Origin of the sequence: Arthrobacter sp. WCS2018Hpa-7 (assembly GCF_031843805.1) — a bacterium.
In the GTDB taxonomy this organism is placed as follows: Bacteria; Actinomycetota; Actinomycetes; order Actinomycetales; family Micrococcaceae; genus Arthrobacter.
Map to the genome: position 1 here is coordinate 330,741 of NZ_JAVTJB010000001.1, position 18,195 is coordinate 348,935.

Here is an 18,195-nt window from a genome sequence, read left to right on the forward strand (position 1 = left end):
GGTGCGCCCCCACGCCACCGCAGCTGCACTAGGGGACAATCGTGGATTTTTCGTCCGGTACGTGCGCTTGTGAAGCGAAGATGTTCAAACCGAGGACGCGGGAGAGATACGCAGTGGCCTGCTGGCCACGCACGCTGTTTCCCGCGGCGTCGAGCCGTGGCGAGTAGGCTCCAATTCCGGCCTTACCGGGTGAGACCGTCAGCAGGCCACCGGACACTCCTGACTTGCCGGGGAGTCCGATTTCGAACAGCCACTCCCCTGACCGCTCGTACAGTCCATTGGCTGCAAGAACCGCCAGGGTATCCCGGCATACGTCCGCCGAGACCACGCGTTTGCCCGTCACCGGGTTGACCCCGCCGTCTGCGAGTGTGGCGCCCATGATGGCGAGGTCGCGGGCACTGACCAGCAGGGAGCATTGCCTGGTGTAGACATCCACCACGTCCAATGGATCGCGGCCCATCCTGCCGTAGCTCTCCAGAAGGCGGGCAATGGCACTGTTGCGGGTGTTGGTGGCGGCCTCGGACGCGTAGACCTCTTCATCCAGCACCAGGTCGCGGCCCGCGAAAGCGGACAGCCCCGAATGGATGGCGGCCCACTGCTCATCCGGCGTCATGCCGGGCATCAGCGCGGTGGTGGCCAAAGCCCCGGCGTTGACCATGGGGTTCATGGGATGACCATTGTTGAGTTCGATCGCCATCACCGAGTTGAACGCCAACCCGGTGTTGTTCACCCCCACCAGGTCAGCTACGGCAGCGTGCCCGAACTCTTCACACACCAGTGCGTAGACGAACGCTTTGGAGATGGACTGGATGGAGAACTTCACATCAGCGTCACCGGCCACATGCACGCCGCCGTCCACCTCAACCACGCAGACACCGAAAAGCTCGGGATCGGCCTGGGCAAGGGCAGGAATGTAGTCCGCCACCGCGCCGTCGCTGCATGCACGGTTCCGCTCATGCGACGCGGCCACCAGCGAATCAACCTGCTGCCAACCGGGCAAAGTTCCCGTAGAAACGGCCTGTTCCACACCCTCGCCATGTGAATCCAACACGGCTCCCCCCCAGTTATCCGTTGATGACTCATTGTCGCTGGGAGCTACTTGCCGGCAGCCAGTGTGCCAATCTGATCCCCGCCTTGGCCGAAGACCGCCAGTTTTCCGTCCTCCTGGATCTTGGCGGTGGCAGCGTTCGAGAGCCACGTGTCCACGCCTTGGCACGCCATCCGCGTGGACGAGAAACCCCCGAACGAAACGGTTTTTCCGTCCTCTTTCCAGGAGCCGACGAGCCGGTTGCAGCCATCCGTTCCGGTGGCGCTGCCGTCGGACTTCACGTCAAGGGAGGGTTGCTTGGTGTCGCTGGTATCACCCCAGACTCCGACGAACGGGCTGGTGCCGCTCCCCGCGCAGCCTGCCAGGAAAGCAGCAGCAAGCAACGCCAGGGAAACAACGCGGACAATGCGGGTCTGGGTCTGCGCCATGCGGTCAGTCTAGGTTCCCTGATGGAACATGCACCAGAGTCCGGACCCGCTGACCACAGGCTTCGGGTGGCGTTCACAATACTGCGGTTAACCGGATCGTGCGGCCGGTCGCGACTCAGACGACCGACCGCACTAGCCCGGTTTACGCAGCGACGGCGCCCCGGGCGGGTCCCAGAACCCGCCACACCCATCGCTGCTAACTCCGCCGGTGAACCGCAACGCAGCCGAAAAGGGCAACGGCGCAGTCCGCGGTTCAACGACCTGGGCACTCAATATGTGCGCTGACCTGCGGAAACGTGACGCGGTGTTTGACGAAATGTTTGGCTTTGACGATTTCGGCCACAACAGGCAACATTTTCAGCACTGAGCACCGCTGCTTCCATCTGCACGGTTTAATGGGCTCCATGAGCACCGTAGATCCGATCGCCGCCAGGAAACTCCGCGCCAACAAACGCCCTGGCCCGGTCCGCATTGTGCTGCCTCTGGGCTTCCAGTTCATCGGCGGACTCGCAGCAGGCTACGGCTGGCCTCATCTAACGGTCCTGGAAAACGTCGAGCCTCCGACCCTCGCCATGACCGCCATCATCGTGAGCATCCCCCTCCTCGTCCTGAGCTCCATCGCGTGGACCGCCGTGGCCATCAGGAGCAGCAATCTCGGGCTGGCATTGGGCGGAACCTTGGCGTGGCTGGGTGCCACGCTTGGAGTGGGAGCCGCCGCCGTCCAACTGGACTATCCACCGATCCTCACGTGGCTTGCCGCCGGATGCGTGGCCATCTTCCTGTTCCTCGGCAGCCTGGGAATCATCGGCGCGAGGGCCCGCAGGAGCGCCGCCCGACGGGAGGCGGAAGTAATGAGCACTGGCACCATGACGTCCGCCAGGGTCACCGACAAGGGCTACCTCTCGTTCAGTGACAGCTCGAAGATCCTCACCACTGTCACGTTCACGTTCCATGACCTGGGCGGGGTCCAACGCTGGGTCCAACGGGCCTTGCTGATCACAGCCGCAGAGCCTGTAGTGGACGGCCAGGAGACCACCCTTTGGTACGACCCCATGGATCCGGGCAACGACAAGAAGATCGTCGTGAAACTGGCCAAAGACATGCCTTTGCGCCGACCCTGAGAAACAACGCCTCCTGAAATCGCATCACATTTCCGCTGGCCCGCCCACATATCAGTAGACGGAAAACACCCAGAGGATGCGCCCAGGAGCAAGATGTGAAGTCACTGAACGGAATGGCCATGACGGCCTCCCGCGCGTTTACCGACGCACCGGATATCCACCTCTTGTTCATGGCGGCATTGGTTTTCCTCGCCGGCATGGCCGGGGTGGGCGCGGTGACACTCCTCCTGTTGTTGGCACCTTTCGCCGCGCTGCTGATGGCTCGGCCTCGGCCGAAAAAGACCCGCGAAGGAACCAGCGCGCCTGCCGGTTCCGGCACCATCCCCCTGCAATGCAAGAGGCCCGACGGCGGTGCGGGGCGCCTGCCGCAGCCGCGCACCCGGGACGACGAAGCCGCTTAGACTCAGCCGCCGGCGTCGTGACTTTTCTCCTTGTGACTCTGAAGCGCTTTCACGCGTCTACCGAGCAACAGCACGGCAGCGTTGGCCACGACGATCAATCCAATACCGGCCCACTGACCCACGGCAAGCTCCTCGTGCAGGACGACGGCCCCGATCAGCGCTGCGAACACCGGGTTGATGCTCATGAGCACGCCGAACAGATGGGCAGGAACCCTCCGCAGCGCGATCAGGTCTGCCACATAGGGGAGCACGGACGCCAGGATCCCGGCACCAACTGCGCACAGGACCGAAAACCCGTCTACAGGCTGACTCATGAAAATCACGACGGCGACGGGCAGGAACAGCGTGGCGGACACTCCTGTTGCGGCCGCCGTCCCCTGAATGCCCTGTACGCGCCGGCCGACTGTCCGGTTGAGGAGAATGTAGGCCGCCCAGCTGCAGGCAGCAATGAGGCCCAGCCCTATGCCCACAAAGTCCATGGATGCCTGGGGTTGCGTTATGGCGATGACGCCGGCAGCGGCCGCCACTGCGCACAGGGCGCTGCCCTTCCGTCGCGAACTGATCAGAGCCACGGCCAGCGGCCCCAGAAACTCCAGCGTCACCGCCAAGCCAAGGCCGATCCTTTGAATGGACGCGTACAAGCCAAGATTCATGGTCCCAAAGGACACAGCGAGCAGGAGAACGGGCCACCACTGGGACCAACTGAGTTCGCGCAGCCGGGGCCGGACCAAGGGCAAGAGCACTATGGCCGCTACCAGTTGCCGGACCGCCACCACGCCAACCGGGCCCAGGACAGGGAAGGCGAGCGAGCCAGTTGCGGCACCCAACTGATTGGACAGTGCGCTGGCGACGAGGGTGGCCGCCCCACCGACTCTCCTGGACGACTGCGGGCTGGCTGCGCTCACTCCCATGGTCTCGATCATGGGGAAATTCTGCGCGCCTGGTGTTCATCCCCTAAATGCATGAATGCCACTATTTATACGCTGGGTGCATGAATAGGATGGGGCTATGGACGTTGAGCTGAGGCAGCTTCGCTGCTTGCTGGCAGTGGTGGACGAAGGCACCTTCACCGATGCCGCCATCGAGCTGCGCATGTCCCAGGCAGCAGTGTCACGCAACATCGCGGGCTTGGAACAAGCCCTGGGTGTCAGGCTCGTGGAACGAACCACCAGAAGCGTCCGCCTCACCACTTCCGGCGAGCGCGCTGTGGCCAAGGCGCGACGCATCCTTGCCCTCCTGACAGATCTGGAACGCGATGCAGGAGCAGGTACGGAAAAGGTCCGGATCGGCTATGCCTGGTCAGCTTTGGGCGAGCACACCACCGAATTCCAGCGGCGATGGGTTGCCGCCTTCCCCTCCGCCGAGCTTCAACTGGTCCGTTCCAACACACCCACCGCCGGCATCGTGGACGGAAGCACGGACCTTGCCATCCTCCGCCGCCAACCTGAAGCGGCCGCCGTCGAGCATGTCCGGATAGGCGCCGAAAAACGCTACTGTGCCATGGCGTCGGATGATGTGTTGGCGCCGAAGAGGTCGGTGACACTGGCGCAGATCGCCCAACAGCCCGTGGCGATGGATCTGCGGACAGGCAGCACCACGCTGGGGCTTTGGCCAGAGGATGCCGGGCCACCACAGGTTGTCCCCACCCAAGACGTTGACGACTGGTTGACGGTCATCGGCAGCGGTAAAGCCCGGGGCATCACGGCCGAATCCACCGCGCACCAATATCGACGACGGGGCGTCACCTACCGCCTGGTCCGGGACGCCCCACCGGTTCCCGTGTATGCGGCCTGGTCCAGGAAGGATCCGCCGCGCGAGCGGGAGCAGATTGTGGAGCTGCTGATGGAGTTGTACCGCTAGTTCAGCCCACCAAGCGCAGTTCAGTCCTCGAACCGCAAGTGGTTTTCGGTGCTGCCGCTTAAGTGCGCGATGATGTCCGACGCGACGGCATGCAGTTTCTGGTTCCTGTGGCTGGAAGCTTTGGTCAGAAACTCGAAGGCTTCGTCCTGTGTGCATCGACTCTGGGCCATGATGACCCCACATGCCAGGTCAATGACAGTTCTGGAAGACATTGCTGTTTTCAGGTCCGCGTTGAGTTGCTCCACGGTTTCGATCCTGATGGCAAGACGCAAGGTACTGCCGGTGACCTCCGTGAAAGCGGCAGCCTCGTCGATCACAGCTTGCGTGAAAGTACCGGCGTTGGGGGCAAAGAAGTTGATGACCGCCTGGGACGTTTCGCCGAGGTCCATGGGCACGCCCAAGGCGGTGTGAATACCCTCAGCCGCCAAAGCCTGGCTGTATTTCGGCCAATTGGTGTCGGTGGCAACGTCTGCCAGCAGCACCGGACGGCCCGCGTCCAGCGCTTCCAGACAGGGGCCCTGCCCAAGGGATTGTTCGATCTTGTCCAGATGAACCGCCCTCTCGCTGCTGCCCGCAACGGTGGCGGTGCGCTTGCGGCGGCGCAGCGTGAGCGCACAGTCGATGTCTTCACCAGCCACTTTGCTCATCGCGTTGGACGCAAAGCCGGTCACACCGTTGAGGATGGCATGGATATCCGAGCTTCCGACCACCAACTCGTGCAGGCTGCGGATGTGTTCGGCACTCCCGTTGGGTTCCATAGGCCTAATCGTAGGAAGTGTTGGGCCTCCCGTCACGTGCTTCCGCTAACTGGTAGACGGAGCACATCAGGAGCTCGGACAGGCTGCCTGCTGGTGCGAATGGTTCCCGGCGCACCACCGGGAACTGGGACGCCCCGGTCAGCGTCAAGCCCCTCAACATCATCGGAGCCACAGGATCACCTGCCAACGCCACAGCACTGGCCTGAGTTCCGGGTGGACCGCTACCCTGAGCCCATGGAATCCGCACTGGCCTCGTGGGGCGAGTTCAACGTAGCAATTGCCGGTGCCGGTGCGGCGCTCGGTGGGCTGCTGATCGTGGCGTTGTCCGTAAACATCAAACAGATCGCTGAGTCACGGGGCCTCGCGGCCAGGGCAGGGGCCGCGATCTGCGCCCTCATCCTTGGCGTGGTCCTGGCATGCGCGGCGCTCATTCCCGGGCAGGAGCTATGGGCCTTTGGGGTGGAAGTCCTGGCCGGCACTCTCGCTGGCGGGGTGATCGCTGTCCTTGCGTCCCGCGCCATCCTGGAAGACGACACTCCCGGGCATCAGCACCGTTGGGATGCCCAGCACATTGCGTCGTTCGTTTTCCCACTGGTGGTCTATGCCGTGGGCGGGGTGCTGATTGTCATGTCGCTGCCGGCCGGCTTGGTGGTTGTGGCACTCGGAACGATCATCGCGTTGATCGGGGCGGTGGTGTTTTCCTGGGTGGCATTGGTGGAAATACTGCGCTGAAATGCGAGAAAAACGCAAGCGAACGACGCCGGGAACCTCCCGCCGTCGCTCGCTTGCGTAAAACAGTTTCCGATGTGACTTTTACTATCCTGTCTTTCCAGACAATGCCACCAGCACCCCGGCGGCGGAGAAGAACTTGTTGCTGCCGAGGTCGCGAACTGTTTTGATTCCCAGTTCGGCGAGCAGTTCGTTGTGTTTGTCGGTCAGGCCGGCCAGCGCCGATGGCGGAGCAGCGAGGATTTCGTCCAGGGTGGAGTTTTCGTAGGCTTTATCGAGTGCTTTGCCCAATTCAACAGAAACAGCCAAGGCATTTCCTTTCATCGATACGGAACAATTGCAAACATACTAAGCAGCCTTTGGAATTGCCGATCTTGGCCGCCTACGAAACAACATAGCCCACATTGCATTCCATATGGACCTCGCTTGCGAACTAAATTGCTTTAACGCAACCCCGCCGAGTGCGCCAAGGCAATTGCCTCAGCCCTGGAACGCACATCGAGTTTCCGGAAGAGATTTCGGATGTGGAACTTCACTGTGTTCTCACTGATGTGGAGGGCGCCGGCGATGCTCCGGTTGCGCTGCCCCGCGGTGAGCAGCTGCAGGACCTCCAGCTCGCGGGGTGCCAGATCCCAGACGGCTACATCGCCGCCGGGGGCAGGCGGTGGATCCAGCGGCAGCACCACGGAAATGTCCGCACCCCAGCCTTGCATCACTTCAAGGGACATCCGCCCGTCCACGGCCTGCACCCGCTGCTGCAGCCGGGCGATACTGGGCGAATCCGGCGAGAGGGCGCCCAGACCGTCGTCGCGCACATTGATCAACAGGTTCTCGCCATCGCAATCCCACTGCGCACGGACCCGCCGGACGTCCGGCTGCTCGGCGATGGCCAGGACCAGCCCGCGGACCACGGCACGGGCGGCATGGGCCACTTCGCCAGGGAGTGCACGCCCGTTGGCGGGCGGCTCGATGAACTGAATGTCGATATTGCTGAAGTGCATCAGGGGCCGAAGGTCCTCGCGCAGCCGCTCGAAAGCCGTCACTACCGGTTCTTCCACCAGGTCGCTGGTGCGGTCGCTGAGTGTGCGCAGATCCACCAGGGCTTTGACGGCGAGGTCGGTCACGGAGGCGCGCGCCGCGGCGTCGTTCATTGACGTCGACCGCACGGCCGCGAGCAGGGTTTCGAGCGTGGTGGAGTGCTGGTCGACCAGTTCGGCCGTCACACGGATCCGCTCGGCGGAAGCGGCCCGCGATTCCAAAAGGTACGACGGCGGCGCGTCGGTTACTTTCTCCTGGATGCGTCGGGCGGTTAATCGCCATAGGTAGGTGAGTAGACGGAGAGCCTCCGCTTCTGTTTCCGAGCCTTCCGATCCTTCCAGCCCGGCAGTCCCGGATGGGTCGGTCACGGACGGGTCGGTCAGGACCAACAGCGCTTGGCTGGGGGCGTAACCCAGGGCGAGTACCTCCCGCTCCTCACCGGCGATGACCGCAGAAGTCCGCCACGGATCCTCACCCGGCATCGCCGACCTCAGCCGGTCCAATTCTGTGATCGAAACACGGCTGACGACCCCTTCATCGCCTGCCTTTTTCTGGGGCCGGCCAGTGCAGTCCTCGGTGAAGATGACCAGGGCGCTGCTTGCCAGGAACGGGAGCGTGGCCTGACGGAGGCTGTCGGCAATGCGATTCAGCGGCGCGGCAGCCAGGTCGCTGACGGAGTGAAGGAGGTCCCAGTTCTGCATCGGCCCAGCTTACGTGCCAGCGAAGAGCGGGCACTACCCAAAAGGGTAGGAAAAGCCGTCACAAAACATCGTTTCCCCCACCCGCAAGCTGCACCAAGCTGGAAGGGAAGACATATTACAACGGCAACTGAAGGAGAGAGCGTGGACGCTGTCGCAGAAAACGCCGCCCTGAGCCAAGCACCAGCACAGGCCGCCCTCAACCTGTCCCTGATCCAGGACGAAATAGTGAGCACTACCAATGCGATCGACGTCGGTCAGTTGGCAGTCCTCGCCGGCAGAATCCACAGGGCGAAACGGGTCTTCCTCGCCGGAGCCGGCCGCAGCGGGCTGGTCCTCCGCATGGCAGCCATGCGCCTCATGCACCTGGGACTGACGGTCCACGTTGCCGGGGACACCACAACACCTGCCATCACCTCCGGCGACCTCCTTGTGGTGGCCTCCGGCTCAGGGACCACCTCCGGCGTGGTCAAGGCGGCCGAAACAGCCATCGCCGCCGGCGCGGACGTCGCTGCTGTGACCACCAACCCGGGATCGCCCTTGGCAGGCCTGGCCGATGCGTTGGTGATCATTCCCGCCGCGCAGAAGACCGATCACGGCTCCAGCCTTTCCCGCCAGTACTCCGGCAGCCTGTTCGAGCAATCCCTTTTCCTCGCAACCGAGGCAGTGTTCCAAACCCTCTGGGAGAACACCGACGAGCCTGCCGAGCAACTCTGGCTGCGCCACGCCAACCTCGAGTAGCCCGCGCCAAAACCCGCACGACCCCGAAACCCGCACCACCCGTTCCCAACGAAAAATTCCGAACGAAACCCCCGAAAGAAAGAAGAACACCATGAAACTTCAGGTCGCACTGGATCTCCTCACCGTCGAGGACGCCCTTGAACTGGCCGCCAAAGTGGCCGAGCACGTGGACATCATCGAACTCGGCACGCCCCTCATCAAGGCTGCCGGCCTCTCCGCCGTCACCGCCATCAAGGAAGCCCACCCCACCAAGATCGTCTTCGCCGACATGAAGACCATGGACGCCGGCGAGCTTGAAGCGGACATCGCGTTCAACGCCGGAGCGGACCTGGTTTCCGTGCTGGGCACGGCCGACGACTCCACCATTGCCGGCGCGGTCAAGGCCGCAAAGGCCCACAACAAGGGCATCGTTGTGGACCTGATTGGTGTGGCAGACAAGGTATCCCGCGCCAAGGAAGCCCGCGCGCTGGGAGCCAAGTTCGTTGAGTTCCACGCAGGCCTGGATGAGCAGGCACAGCCTGGATACAAGCTGCGCACCCTGCTCAACGCGGGCGAGGAAGCACGCGTCCCGTTCTCAGTGGCCGGCGGCGTGAACGCTGGAACCATCGCAGCAGTACAGCTGGCGGGCGCCGACGTCGCCGTCGCAGGCAGCGCCATCTACAGCGCCGCAGATCCCGAGCTGGCAGCCAAGGAACTGAAGGCAGCCATCAACTAGTTCAGCTCTCTACCGCAAACGTGGACCTGCCCATCCGGGCAGGTCGACGTTGCTGTTGGCGGCGCACCGCCGTCGTACTTCACTGAAGCACTTAGAGGTTCTCGACCAAGGAGACGTCGCGGACGGCGCCCTTGTCCGCGGACAGGGCCATGGCGGCATAGGCGCGCAGCGCGGGAGACACGTGGCGTTCGCGGTCCTTCGGCTTGTAGCCACCGTTGACTTCGAGTTTTTCGCGGCGTTCGGCAAGGATCTCGTCGGATACCTGCAACTGGAGGGAGCGCTGCGTGATGTCGATGCTGATGATGTCGCCGTCCTCCACCAGGGCGATGGCGCCGCCGGAGGCAGCCTCCGGCGAAATGTGCCCGATCGACAGGCCCGAGGTTCCGCCGGAGAAGCGGCCGTCCGTGATGAGGGCGCACTTCTTGCCCAGGCCGCGGCCCTTGAGGAAGGAGGTTGGGTAGAGCATTTCCTGCATACCCGGGCCGCCTCGGGGGCCCTCGTAGCGGATGACCACCACGTCGCCTTCCTTGATGGACTTGTTCAGGATCTTTTCCACCGCTTCGTCCTGTGATTCGCACACCACTGCGGGGCCTTCGAAGATCCAGATGGACTCGTCCACGCCTGCGGTCTTGACCACGGCGCCGTCCAGCGCGACGTTGCCGCGCAGCACAGCCAGTCCGCCGTCCTTGGAAAAAGCATGCTCCACGGAACGGATGCAGCCGCCCTCCGCATCGGTGTCCAGGGATGTCCACTGGTTCGACTGCGAGAAAGCGGTGGAGGAGCGGACACCACCGGGGGCCGCGTGCCACAGTGCCTGCGCCTCATCGGTGGCCTTGCCGCCGCGGATGTCCCAGTCGTCCAGCCAGCCGTCCAGATCGTTGGAGTGCACGGAGTGGACGTTCTTGTGCAGGAGGCCGCCGCGGTTCAGCTCACCCAGCAGGGCGGGGATGCCGCCGGCGCGGTGCACGTCCTCCATGTAATAGGTCTTGTCCCCAGCGACGTTCGGGGCCACCTTGGCCAGGCACGGCACTTGGCGGGACTTGGCGTCCATTTCGGCCAGGCCGTACTCAACGCCAGCTTCCTGGGCTGCGGCCAGCAGGTGCAGGATGGTGTTGGTGGAGCCGCCCATGGAGATGTCCAGCGCCATGGCGTTATCGAAGGCCTCGGCAGTGGCGATGGAGCGCGGCAGCACGGAGTCGTCGTCGCCGTCGTAATAGCGCTTGACGAGCTCGACGACGGTGGCGCCGGCTTTCTCGTACAGCGCCTTGCGGGCGGTGTGGGTCGCGAGCACGGAGCCGTTGCCCGGAAGGGCCAGGCCGATCGCCTCGGCGAGGCAGTTCATGGAGTTGGCGGTGAACATGCCCGAGCAGGAGCCGCAGGTGGGGCAGGCGTTCTCTTCAATGAGGTTGATGTCTTCATCGGAGATGGACTCGTCCACGGCGTCGGCAATCGCGTTCACCAGGTCCAGGGAGCGCACGGAACCGTCGGTCAGTGTTACCCGACCGGCCTCCATGGGACCGCCGGAGACGAACACTACGGGGATGTTCAGGCGCAGGGCGGCCATGAGCATGCCCGGGGTGATCTTGTCGCAGTTGGAGATGCAGACCAGGGCATCGGCGCAGTGTGCGTTGACCATGTACTCGACGGAGTCGGCGATCAGGTCGCGGGACGGCAGGGAGTACAGCATGCCGGAGTGGCCCATGGCGATGCCGTCATCCACGGCGATGGTGTTGAATTCGCGCGGCACAGCGCCCGCGGCGAGGATCGCGTCGGAGACGATCCTGCCCACCGGGGCCAGGTGGGTGTGGCCGGGGACGAATTCGGTGAAGGAGTTGGCCACGGCGATGATCGGCTTGCCGATGTCGGTGTTGGCGACGCCGGAAGCGCGCAGCAGTGCGCGGGCGCCGGCCATGTTGCGGCCGTGGGTAACTGTTCTGGAGCGAAGTGCAGGCATACGTACCATCCTGCTGTTGTTCTACAGCGGGTGGAAGACGGTGCTGCTACTAGTAGTGAAAGTACCAGAGTAATAGTGTTGAGTTCGTGAAAGATGAGAGGCGCAAGGAACTGGGACTCTTCCTCAGGACCCGCCGCAACCAAGCCCTGCGGTCCGACTACGGATTGCCCCCAGTGGGTCGCTCCCGCGAGCGCGGCCTGCGCCGGGAAGAGATCGCCTTCCTTTCCGGAGTCAGCGTCACCTGGTACACCTGGCTGGAGCAGGGCCGGGACATCAGCCCCTCGCGCCAGGTGCTGGAAGCGGTGGCCCGCACACTGCATTTGTCCGATACCGGGATGAGCTACGTGCTGTCCCTGGGCGGCTACTCCTCCGCTCCACCGGCCGGTCCGGTCGCCGCGGACGCTCCCGCCCACGTGCAGCGCCTCCTGGACGCGCTGGATCCCAACCCTTCCTACGCGCTGTCACCCGACTGGGGCATTGCCGGCTGGAACCGCGCTTACGAGGCGCTCTATCCCAACATCGGCACGTTCGACGCCTCTGACCGGAACCTGCTGTGGCTCGTCTTCACCGACCCCTATATCCGTGACCTGCTCCCGGACTGGGACGTCACGAGCAAACGCTTTTTGGCTGAATTCAGGGCCGAGACAGGACAACGACTCGGTGATCCCGATGTGGAGTACCAGGTGGAACGACTCAAGGAGGCCAGCCCGGAGTTCCAGGAAAGCTGGGACCGGTACGACATCCTGGGCTTCGAATCCCGCGAGCGCCAGTTCCACCACCCTGCTGTTGGCGTACTGCATCTGGAACACCACCAGGTCTCTCCTTCGGACCGGCCGGACCTGCACATCGTGGTCTACACGCCCGCGCCCGGGAGCGACGCCGGGCAGCAGATGCAGCGGTTGATGAAGCCCTAGGGACGGCGCCCGCGAACTACACTCTCAGGCAGGCGTCCGCACACCTCGTTTCCGCAAACACACCGCCCTTCCCGGCCCTCGCACTTACGCGCGAACAGTCAAGGTGCCGGCCAGGTCCACGTCGCTGCCGGATCCCGTGACGCCGGCCTGCGACAGGAGGGTGGCTCCGAAGGCTGCGCTCCAGAAGGTCCTGGTTTCCACCGGCACGGGCCGTTCCAGCTCCCAGCGCCGTTGCCTCAGAAGGCGGACCAAGTAACGCTCGGACTGCCGGAAGAGCAGATTCAGATGCTGATCCACCACCGAAGCCAGGGCCGGCCGGGACGTTCCCACCGCCAAGGCCCGCACCACCAGCGGCATCGACGGGAGCATCAGCGCCGTGCGGGCCATGTTCCTTCGAAATGACTCAGGGCTCCGCGCGCTGCGGCCGATCGCCTCAAGACGCTCCGCATCGTGGAGGAGCGCCAGGAAAGCTGCATGGATGAACAGCGAGTCTTTGGAACCAAAGTAATAGGTCACTTGGTTGGGGAAGACCCCGGCATCTGCAGCAATCGCAGCCACACTCACCTCACCCGAAGAGTCGGCCAGATAGAGCTTTACCGCGCTGTCCAGAATCCGGCCCCTGGTCGAATGTCCCCGGGCCTGCGACGGGCCTCCCGACTGTCGCTTCCCCTTGCTCCCTGTAATCATGCAAGAAATTGTACTTCATACAACTATCGGGTTATCTTGTATGTCATACAAGAAAAGGAGTTGCCTTGAGGGTACGAGATATCGCTGTGACAGGAATAGGCGCCACGACGCCCTTGGGAGGCACCGCCGACACCACGTGGGCTGCCCTCCTTGAGGGCCGTTCAGGAGTGCGGGACGTCGAGCCGGATATGTTGCAGGGCAGCGGGCTTCCCGTCACCATCGCCGCACCCATGGCCATCGACCCAGCCACCGGACTTGACGCCGTCGAAGCCAAAAGACTGGACCGGGTTCAGCAAGCCGCACTGATTGCCGCGGCAGAAGCCTGGGCAGACGCCGGCTCGCCCCGGGTTGACGGCACCCGGCTGGCCGTGGCGGTAGGAACGGGCGTGGGCGGAATCGGCACGCTGCTCCGGGAGGACGACACCTTGGAGAACCGCGGCCAGCGCCGCGTCTCCCCGCGCGCAGTGCCGATGCTCATGGCCAACGGCCCCGCCGCGGCTGTCAGCATCCGCTACGGCGCCAAGGCCGGCTCGTACACTCCGGTCTCTGCGTGCTCCTCGGGCGCAGAAGCAATCGCCCTGGCCGCCAGATTGATCCGTTCCGGCGAGGCCGATGTGGTCATTGCCGGGGGCGCTGAAGCGGCAATAACGCCCTTCACCGTCGCCGCTTTCCTGCAAACGAGGGCGCTCTCAACACTCACAGAGGACCCCGCCTCTGCATCACGCCCGTTTGCCTCGGACCGCGATGGCTTCGTCCTGGGCGAGGGCGCGGGCATCATGGTGCTGGAAAGTGCCGAGCACGCCACAGCCCGCGGGGCCACTGTCCATGCTGTGCTGCGCGGCGTGGGCATCGCTTCGGACGCCTTCCACATGACGGCACCAGCGGACGACGGCGAAGGCCAGATCACCGCCATCACCAAAGCCCTCAGCGACGCCGGGATAAGCCCGGCTGACGTGGGCCACGTCAACGCCCACGCAACCGGCACCACCTTGGGGGACCTGGCGGAAGCAAAAGCCATCAAGGCCATCTTCGGCGACACCATTCCGGTGACTGCCCCCAAGGCCTCCCTGGGCCACCTTTTCGGGGCCGCCGGCGCCGTCGAAGCCATCATCGCGGCCCGGAGCGTTGCAGAGGAAGTCATCCCACCCACCCGCAACCTTCACCCGGGAAACGTGGACCCCGGAATCGGGCTTGACCTTGTCAGCGAACAACGCCGCGGAACGCCTCCCACAGCACTCTCCAACTCGTTCGGATTCGGCGGTCAGAATGTCAGCCTGATTTTCAGCAAGGGCTGAAGTTGCCCAGCGCCCCCCAGGCAACTCCTTGCAGGCCAAGCCAGTCCAGCCATGGCGCCGCGGGTCCGGCAGGCGCACTATGGGGAGATGAACGCCCAAAGTGCCAACGGATGGGGGCAGGGTGGTTCCGGTAGCTTCGGGGCCGGCCTGCACCCGTGGAGCCGTTATGTGGCCTTGGGCGACTCCTTCACCGAAGGTTTGGGCGATCCCGAGCCACGGAGCCCCGGCGGTCTCCGAGGCTGGGCAGACCGGGTTGCGGAAGAGCTAAGCACCGGCCACGAGGATTTCGCCTACGCCAACCTGGCCATCAGTGGACGGTTGCTCCATGAAATCATGGAGGAGCAAGTGGGCCCGGCACTGGACCTCAAACCAGATCTGATCACGCTCAATGCGGGCGGCAACGACCTGCTCTTTCACCGGAGCGATCCCGATAGATTGGCCCTCGAACTGGACACCGGCGTGGAAACGCTGGCCTCCACCGGTGCCACCATCCTGCTGTTCACCGGGCCGGACTGGGGCGCCACCCCGGTGCTGGGGTTGGCACGTGGCAAGGTGGCCATCTACAACGAGAACATCCGGGTAGTGGCGGCCCGCCATGGCGCCGTGGTGGCCGATCTCTGGGGTTTGCGCCAGCTCACCGATCCCCGGATGTGGGATCCTGACCGGCTCCATTTTTCGCCGTTGGGCCAGCACACCATCGCCATCATGGTCCTCAACACTCTCAACGTTCCACATTTCCTTGAGCCGTTAACGCCCAAACCCCTGCCCGAGCGCAGCTGGCGGGAGGCCCGGGCAGGCGACATTGTGTGGGCACGCCATCATCTCTTCCCCTGGGTGGTGCGTCGCCTGACCCAGCGGAACGACGACGACGTCAGGCACCCCAAGCGGCCGGAACCGGGCCCCGTCTTCGGCGCCGGAATGCTTCCCGGAACCTTCGTGGGCAACGATCCGCGGCACATGGCCGACTAGGTCACGGAGCCGACGGAGAACGGACCCGTCAAGAACGACGGCGGCCCTCACCTTAAGGGGTGAGGGCCGCCGTCGAGCATGAGACAGCTGTCAGCCGGCAGGCTGGGCTTCTGTTTGTGCGCGGATGCTCCACGCCGACCAGTCCAGCGGGTGAACCGAGGGGCGTCCGAGGAGGTATCCCTGGGCTGCGGTGATCTGCAGCGCCGTGACTTCCTCGAGTTCTTCGGCCGTCTCAATGCCTACCGCAATGACTTCGGCCCCGATCTCCCTGGCGAGCTCAACGATCGCCCTTGCCCGGATCCTTTGGCCTTCGCTGCTTTCGATGCCTTCAATCAGGTGGCGGTCCAGCTTGATGATGTCCGGGCGCAGTTGCTCCACCCGCTCCAAGGCTACCAACGCCGCCCCGGAGGCGCTGATGGCAAGCCGCAAACCCAAAGCGCGCAGGGGTCCGAGTCCGTCGCGGCCGGTTTGGCCTCCAACGTCGGCCAGGCTGCCAGTGAGTTCAACAATGATCCGGTCCGGCGCGAGTGCCGCAGCGGCCAGCAGGTTCCGGACCCTGGGGTCGCTGGAAGTTACGGGGGTGAGGTTAAGGGCAACGGACATGGTTTCCGGGACGTCGTGCGCCGCGGTGAGAGCGCAGTGGAGGGCAGCGATCTCCAACTCGGTTCCCAACCCTGCGGCAGCAGCCTCGCTGAACCAGACATCGGCGCCGGCGCCGTCTTCACCCACGAACCGGGTGAGCGCTTCAACGCCTACGACCTCGCCGGTGGGCAGTGCATGGACGGGCTGGAAGGCCGTCAGCAGGAGTTTGTCCGCCAGGACGGACTGGATTCCTTCCCGGACTTCGTGGCTGACGGGAACCGACACGGTCCGCGCTGCGTCAACGGATTCGAGGTGCACGCTGGCGGATTCGAGGTGAACCGGCACTGCGGATGCCGGAGCGGCATCTTTGCGGGTTTCCTGCAGGTGCTCCAACAGGGCGCGCTGAGGGTCCTCGGGATGCGCCTCCAACAACGCACCGAGCTTGGCTCTGGCGGCTTCGCTGCGCGGCTCGGTATCGGCAAGGATGGATTCGATGATGTCCTTCACTTGCTCGCGCAGGGTCGCCTCAGCAGGCGCTGACGTTTCAGCGCGCGGTGACGCGTTGGTGCCATCCTGGCGTGCGGCATCCGCACCGCCATCCGGTGAAAGAGAGCCCTCTTCTTGAGCCATCGGCTATTCCTTTATATGTATCCCCCGCTGGCAAAGCCAGACAACAACTCGACCGACCCATCTGTGGGCCCTGTCACGAATAATACAGAAGAACACTTCACCGTTGTGCCGATGTGCTTTTCCGGGCGCCCAAACCGTGTCGGCCGGCTGCCGGCCTGAGATGCTTAGGGGGTGACGTCCCTTTCAACGGAAGCACCCCGAACAGCGATCAGCTGGAAACTGGTACCGGCGGCGCTGCTTTCCCTGTCCGGCATTCCCCTCTTTGCGGTGGGAAATGAACTGCTGGGCTACGGCTTGCTGCTGGCCAGTGTTGTCACCGCCGCTTTTATTGACAGCCGGCTGATGAGGCACCTCGCGCTGATCGCGGCAGGCATGACCATCTTCAGTCTGGTACCGCTCAACGCGGACCTCAGCACGGAGCACATGGCCATCATGGGTGGGGCGCTCGCGCTGGCAGTGCTGGTGCCGTGGCTGGTCTCCCGCTTTGTGTATCGGGAAGACATCATCAAGTTCCCCGTCAACACAGGCCGAAAATGGCCTCTGGCAGCGAAGCTGTACTTGATAGGCGTCGTTGCGTTGGGCTATTTCATCCTGCCGGTCTACCTGATCAGCACCGGCGTCTACCAAAACTGGCCCGACGCCTCCGACCCCGACATCTTCTGGCGGCTCTTCCTGGGCGTTAATGCCGTAGGAATCTGGGACGAACTGTTCTTCATTTGCACCACGTTCACTCTGCTGCGGCAACACTTCCCGGACTGGCTGGCCAACCTCCTGCAAGCCGTGGTCTTCTCCTCATTCCTGTGGGAAATCGGATATCAGTCCTGGGGTCCTTTGCTGACGTTCCCGTTCGCCTTGCTGCAGGGGTACACCTTCAAACTGACCAAGTCGTTCACCTACGTGGTGTCCGTGCACCTGCTCTTCGACTTCGTGTTGTTCCTGGCACTGGTCCACGCCCACAACCGGGATTGGCTGCCGATCTTCCTGTACTAGCGCTGATCCGCTGCAGAGGAGCCCGCAGAACCTGCCCACACCTCTTCGGAGACCTCGATCTCCTGCGCCATGTCATCCAGGAAGCGCATTACGGTGTCCCGTTCATCAGGAGTGAGCCTGGCTGCCGCCAGGAACCGCTTGGCTTGCTGCCGTCCCACCGTCCGCATCGCGGCCTCGTGCGTTTCGGGGGTGATGGCGATCGCGAGCGCCCTGCGGTCGGAAGGGTGGGCGCGTCGGGTGACATGACCCGCGCGTTCCAGCCGGTCGAGCAGCTTGGTGGTTGACGCCGTCGAGATGTTAAGGCGGGAAGCAATTGCACCGGGGGTGGCAATGACGCCATGGTTGGCGCAGACAATCAAATAGTGCAGGGCACGCATGTCTGATTGGTTGAGCTTCATGTACCTCAAGGAGGCATCGGCCAGCCGTTGTTCCGCCTCGCGCAGCCGTGCCAGTGCAGCCATGATGTTACTGATCTGCTGCACGTCGTCGTCGGAAAGACCGGATCGGTCCACTAGTTCTTCATGGGGATCGTTGGCGTCCAGATGATAAATACCGGAGGAAACCGGGGTCCCGGCTTCTTCAGGAATCTCTTCAGAACTGGACATGTTGAGTATGTTACACCTAACTTCCTACATGG

General features: G+C 63.8%; 20 protein-coding genes. 10 read left to right on the forward strand and 10 right to left on the reverse strand.

Annotated elements, in window-relative coordinates; genetic code table 11:
• Positions 1-28 precede the first annotated feature (28 nt).
• Together glsA and RQH14_RS01580 are read right to left on the reverse strand one after the other, a co-directional pair.
• Positions 29-1,051: a glutaminase A gene (glsA, locus tag RQH14_RS01575; protein WP_311211582.1), complete on the reverse strand. Its 1,023-nt coding sequence runs from the start codon at positions 1,049-1,051 to the stop codon at positions 29-31.
• A 44-nt stretch (positions 1,052-1,095) separates the two neighbouring features.
• Entirely contained in the window at positions 1,096-1,476 is a 381-nt protein-coding gene (locus RQH14_RS01580; RefSeq protein ID WP_311211583.1) for an META domain-containing protein, read from the reverse strand.
• Positions 1,477-1,880: 404 nt separating this feature from the next.
• Between RQH14_RS01580 and RQH14_RS01585 the strand changes: the two genes are divergently transcribed.
• Entirely contained in the window at positions 1,881-2,597 is a 717-nt protein-coding gene (locus tag RQH14_RS01585; RefSeq protein ID WP_311211584.1) for a hypothetical protein, read from the forward strand.
• A gap of 95 nt (positions 2,598-2,692) precedes the next feature.
• The gene (locus RQH14_RS01590; RefSeq protein ID WP_311211585.1) at positions 2,693-2,998 is read left to right on the forward strand and encodes a hypothetical protein; all 306 of its coding nucleotides are present in this window, start codon (positions 2,693-2,695) and stop codon (positions 2,996-2,998) included.
• Positions 2,999-3,000: 2 nt separating this feature from the next.
• On the opposite strand, the gene RQH14_RS01595 is transcribed toward RQH14_RS01590, so the two are convergent.
• Positions 3,001-3,921, reverse strand: coding sequence for an EamA family transporter (locus RQH14_RS01595; RefSeq protein ID WP_311211586.1), 921 nt, complete (start codon positions 3,919-3,921; stop codon positions 3,001-3,003).
• Between the two features lie 85 nt (positions 3,922-4,006).
• Between RQH14_RS01595 and RQH14_RS01600 the strand changes: the two genes are divergently transcribed.
• Positions 4,007-4,858 (forward strand): LysR family transcriptional regulator, encoded by an 852-nt coding sequence (locus tag RQH14_RS01600; protein ID WP_311211587.1) that lies wholly within the window; start codon positions 4,007-4,009, stop codon positions 4,856-4,858.
• Positions 4,859-4,878: 20 nt separating this feature from the next.
• Here the strand turns inward: RQH14_RS01600 and RQH14_RS01605 are convergent, their stop codons facing one another.
• On the reverse strand, positions 4,879-5,616 hold the full coding sequence (locus RQH14_RS01605; RefSeq protein WP_311211588.1) for a GAF and ANTAR domain-containing protein: 738 nt from the start codon (positions 5,614-5,616) through the stop codon (positions 4,879-4,881).
• Positions 5,617-5,850: 234 nt separating this feature from the next.
• On the opposite strand from RQH14_RS01605, the gene RQH14_RS01610 reads away from it, so the two are divergent.
• Positions 5,851-6,348 (forward strand): hypothetical protein, encoded by a 498-nt coding sequence (locus tag RQH14_RS01610; RefSeq protein WP_311211589.1) that lies wholly within the window; start codon positions 5,851-5,853, stop codon positions 6,346-6,348.
• Positions 6,349-6,432: 84 nt separating this feature from the next.
• On the opposite strand, the gene RQH14_RS01615 is transcribed toward RQH14_RS01610, so the two are convergent.
• The gene (locus RQH14_RS01615; RefSeq protein WP_311211590.1) at positions 6,433-6,654 is read right to left on the reverse strand and encodes a hypothetical protein; all 222 of its coding nucleotides are present in this window, start codon (positions 6,652-6,654) and stop codon (positions 6,433-6,435) included.
• Between the two features lie 134 nt (positions 6,655-6,788).
• The gene (locus RQH14_RS01620; RefSeq protein ID WP_311211591.1) at positions 6,789-8,084 is read right to left on the reverse strand and encodes a LuxR C-terminal-related transcriptional regulator; all 1,296 of its coding nucleotides are present in this window, start codon (positions 8,082-8,084) and stop codon (positions 6,789-6,791) included.
• Between the two features lie 141 nt (positions 8,085-8,225).
• Here RQH14_RS01620 and hxlB point away from each other — a divergent pair, with 141 nt between their 5' ends.
• Positions 8,226-8,822, forward strand: coding sequence for a 6-phospho-3-hexuloisomerase (hxlB, locus tag RQH14_RS01625; RefSeq protein WP_311211592.1), 597 nt, complete (start codon positions 8,226-8,228; stop codon positions 8,820-8,822).
• A gap of 91 nt (positions 8,823-8,913) precedes the next feature.
• A complete protein-coding gene (gene hxlA / locus RQH14_RS01630) occupies positions 8,914-9,537 on the forward strand; it encodes a 3-hexulose-6-phosphate synthase (protein WP_311211593.1) in 624 nt (207 codons plus the stop codon).
• A 91-nt stretch (positions 9,538-9,628) separates the two neighbouring features.
• Here hxlA and ilvD read toward each other — a convergent pair whose 3' ends face one another.
• Positions 9,629-11,491, reverse strand: coding sequence for a dihydroxy-acid dehydratase (gene ilvD / locus RQH14_RS01635; protein ID WP_311211594.1), 1,863 nt, complete (start codon positions 11,489-11,491; stop codon positions 9,629-9,631).
• A gap of 86 nt (positions 11,492-11,577) precedes the next feature.
• Between ilvD and RQH14_RS01640 the strand changes: the two genes are divergently transcribed.
• On the forward strand, positions 11,578-12,405 hold the full coding sequence (locus tag RQH14_RS01640; protein WP_311211595.1) for a helix-turn-helix transcriptional regulator: 828 nt from the start codon (positions 11,578-11,580) through the stop codon (positions 12,403-12,405).
• Between the two features lie 84 nt (positions 12,406-12,489).
• On the opposite strand, the gene RQH14_RS01645 is transcribed toward RQH14_RS01640, so the two are convergent.
• Positions 12,490-13,092, reverse strand: a complete 603-nt coding sequence (locus RQH14_RS01645; RefSeq protein ID WP_311211596.1) for a TetR/AcrR family transcriptional regulator C-terminal domain-containing protein — start codon at positions 13,090-13,092, stop codon at positions 12,490-12,492.
• 65 nt (positions 13,093-13,157) lie between these two features.
• Between RQH14_RS01645 and RQH14_RS01650 the strand changes: the two genes are divergently transcribed.
• Together RQH14_RS01650 and RQH14_RS01655 are read left to right on the forward strand one after the other, a co-directional pair.
• Positions 13,158-14,387 carry a beta-ketoacyl-[acyl-carrier-protein] synthase family protein gene (locus RQH14_RS01650; RefSeq protein ID WP_311211597.1) on the forward strand — a complete coding sequence of 410 codons (1,230 nt, stop codon included), beginning with the start codon at positions 13,158-13,160 and terminating at the stop codon, positions 14,385-14,387.
• A gap of 87 nt (positions 14,388-14,474) precedes the next feature.
• The gene (locus tag RQH14_RS01655) at positions 14,475-15,356 is read left to right on the forward strand and encodes an SGNH/GDSL hydrolase family protein (RefSeq protein WP_311211598.1); all 882 of its coding nucleotides are present in this window, start codon (positions 14,475-14,477) and stop codon (positions 15,354-15,356) included.
• A 90-nt stretch (positions 15,357-15,446) separates the two neighbouring features.
• Here RQH14_RS01655 and RQH14_RS01660 read toward each other — a convergent pair whose 3' ends face one another.
• Positions 15,447-16,568 (reverse strand): EAL domain-containing protein, encoded by a 1,122-nt coding sequence (locus tag RQH14_RS01660; RefSeq protein WP_311211599.1) that lies wholly within the window; start codon positions 16,566-16,568, stop codon positions 15,447-15,449.
• 171 nt (positions 16,569-16,739) lie between these two features.
• Between RQH14_RS01660 and RQH14_RS01665 the strand changes: the two genes are divergently transcribed.
• Entirely contained in the window at positions 16,740-17,558 is an 819-nt protein-coding gene (locus RQH14_RS01665; RefSeq protein ID WP_311211600.1) for a CPBP family intramembrane glutamic endopeptidase, read from the forward strand.
• Here RQH14_RS01665 and RQH14_RS01670 read toward each other — a convergent pair.
• Positions 17,555-18,163, reverse strand: coding sequence for a MarR family transcriptional regulator (locus RQH14_RS01670; protein ID WP_311211601.1), 609 nt, complete (start codon positions 18,161-18,163; stop codon positions 17,555-17,557). The genes RQH14_RS01665 and RQH14_RS01670 overlap by 4 nt on opposite strands.
• Positions 18,164-18,195: the final 32 nt, after the last annotated feature.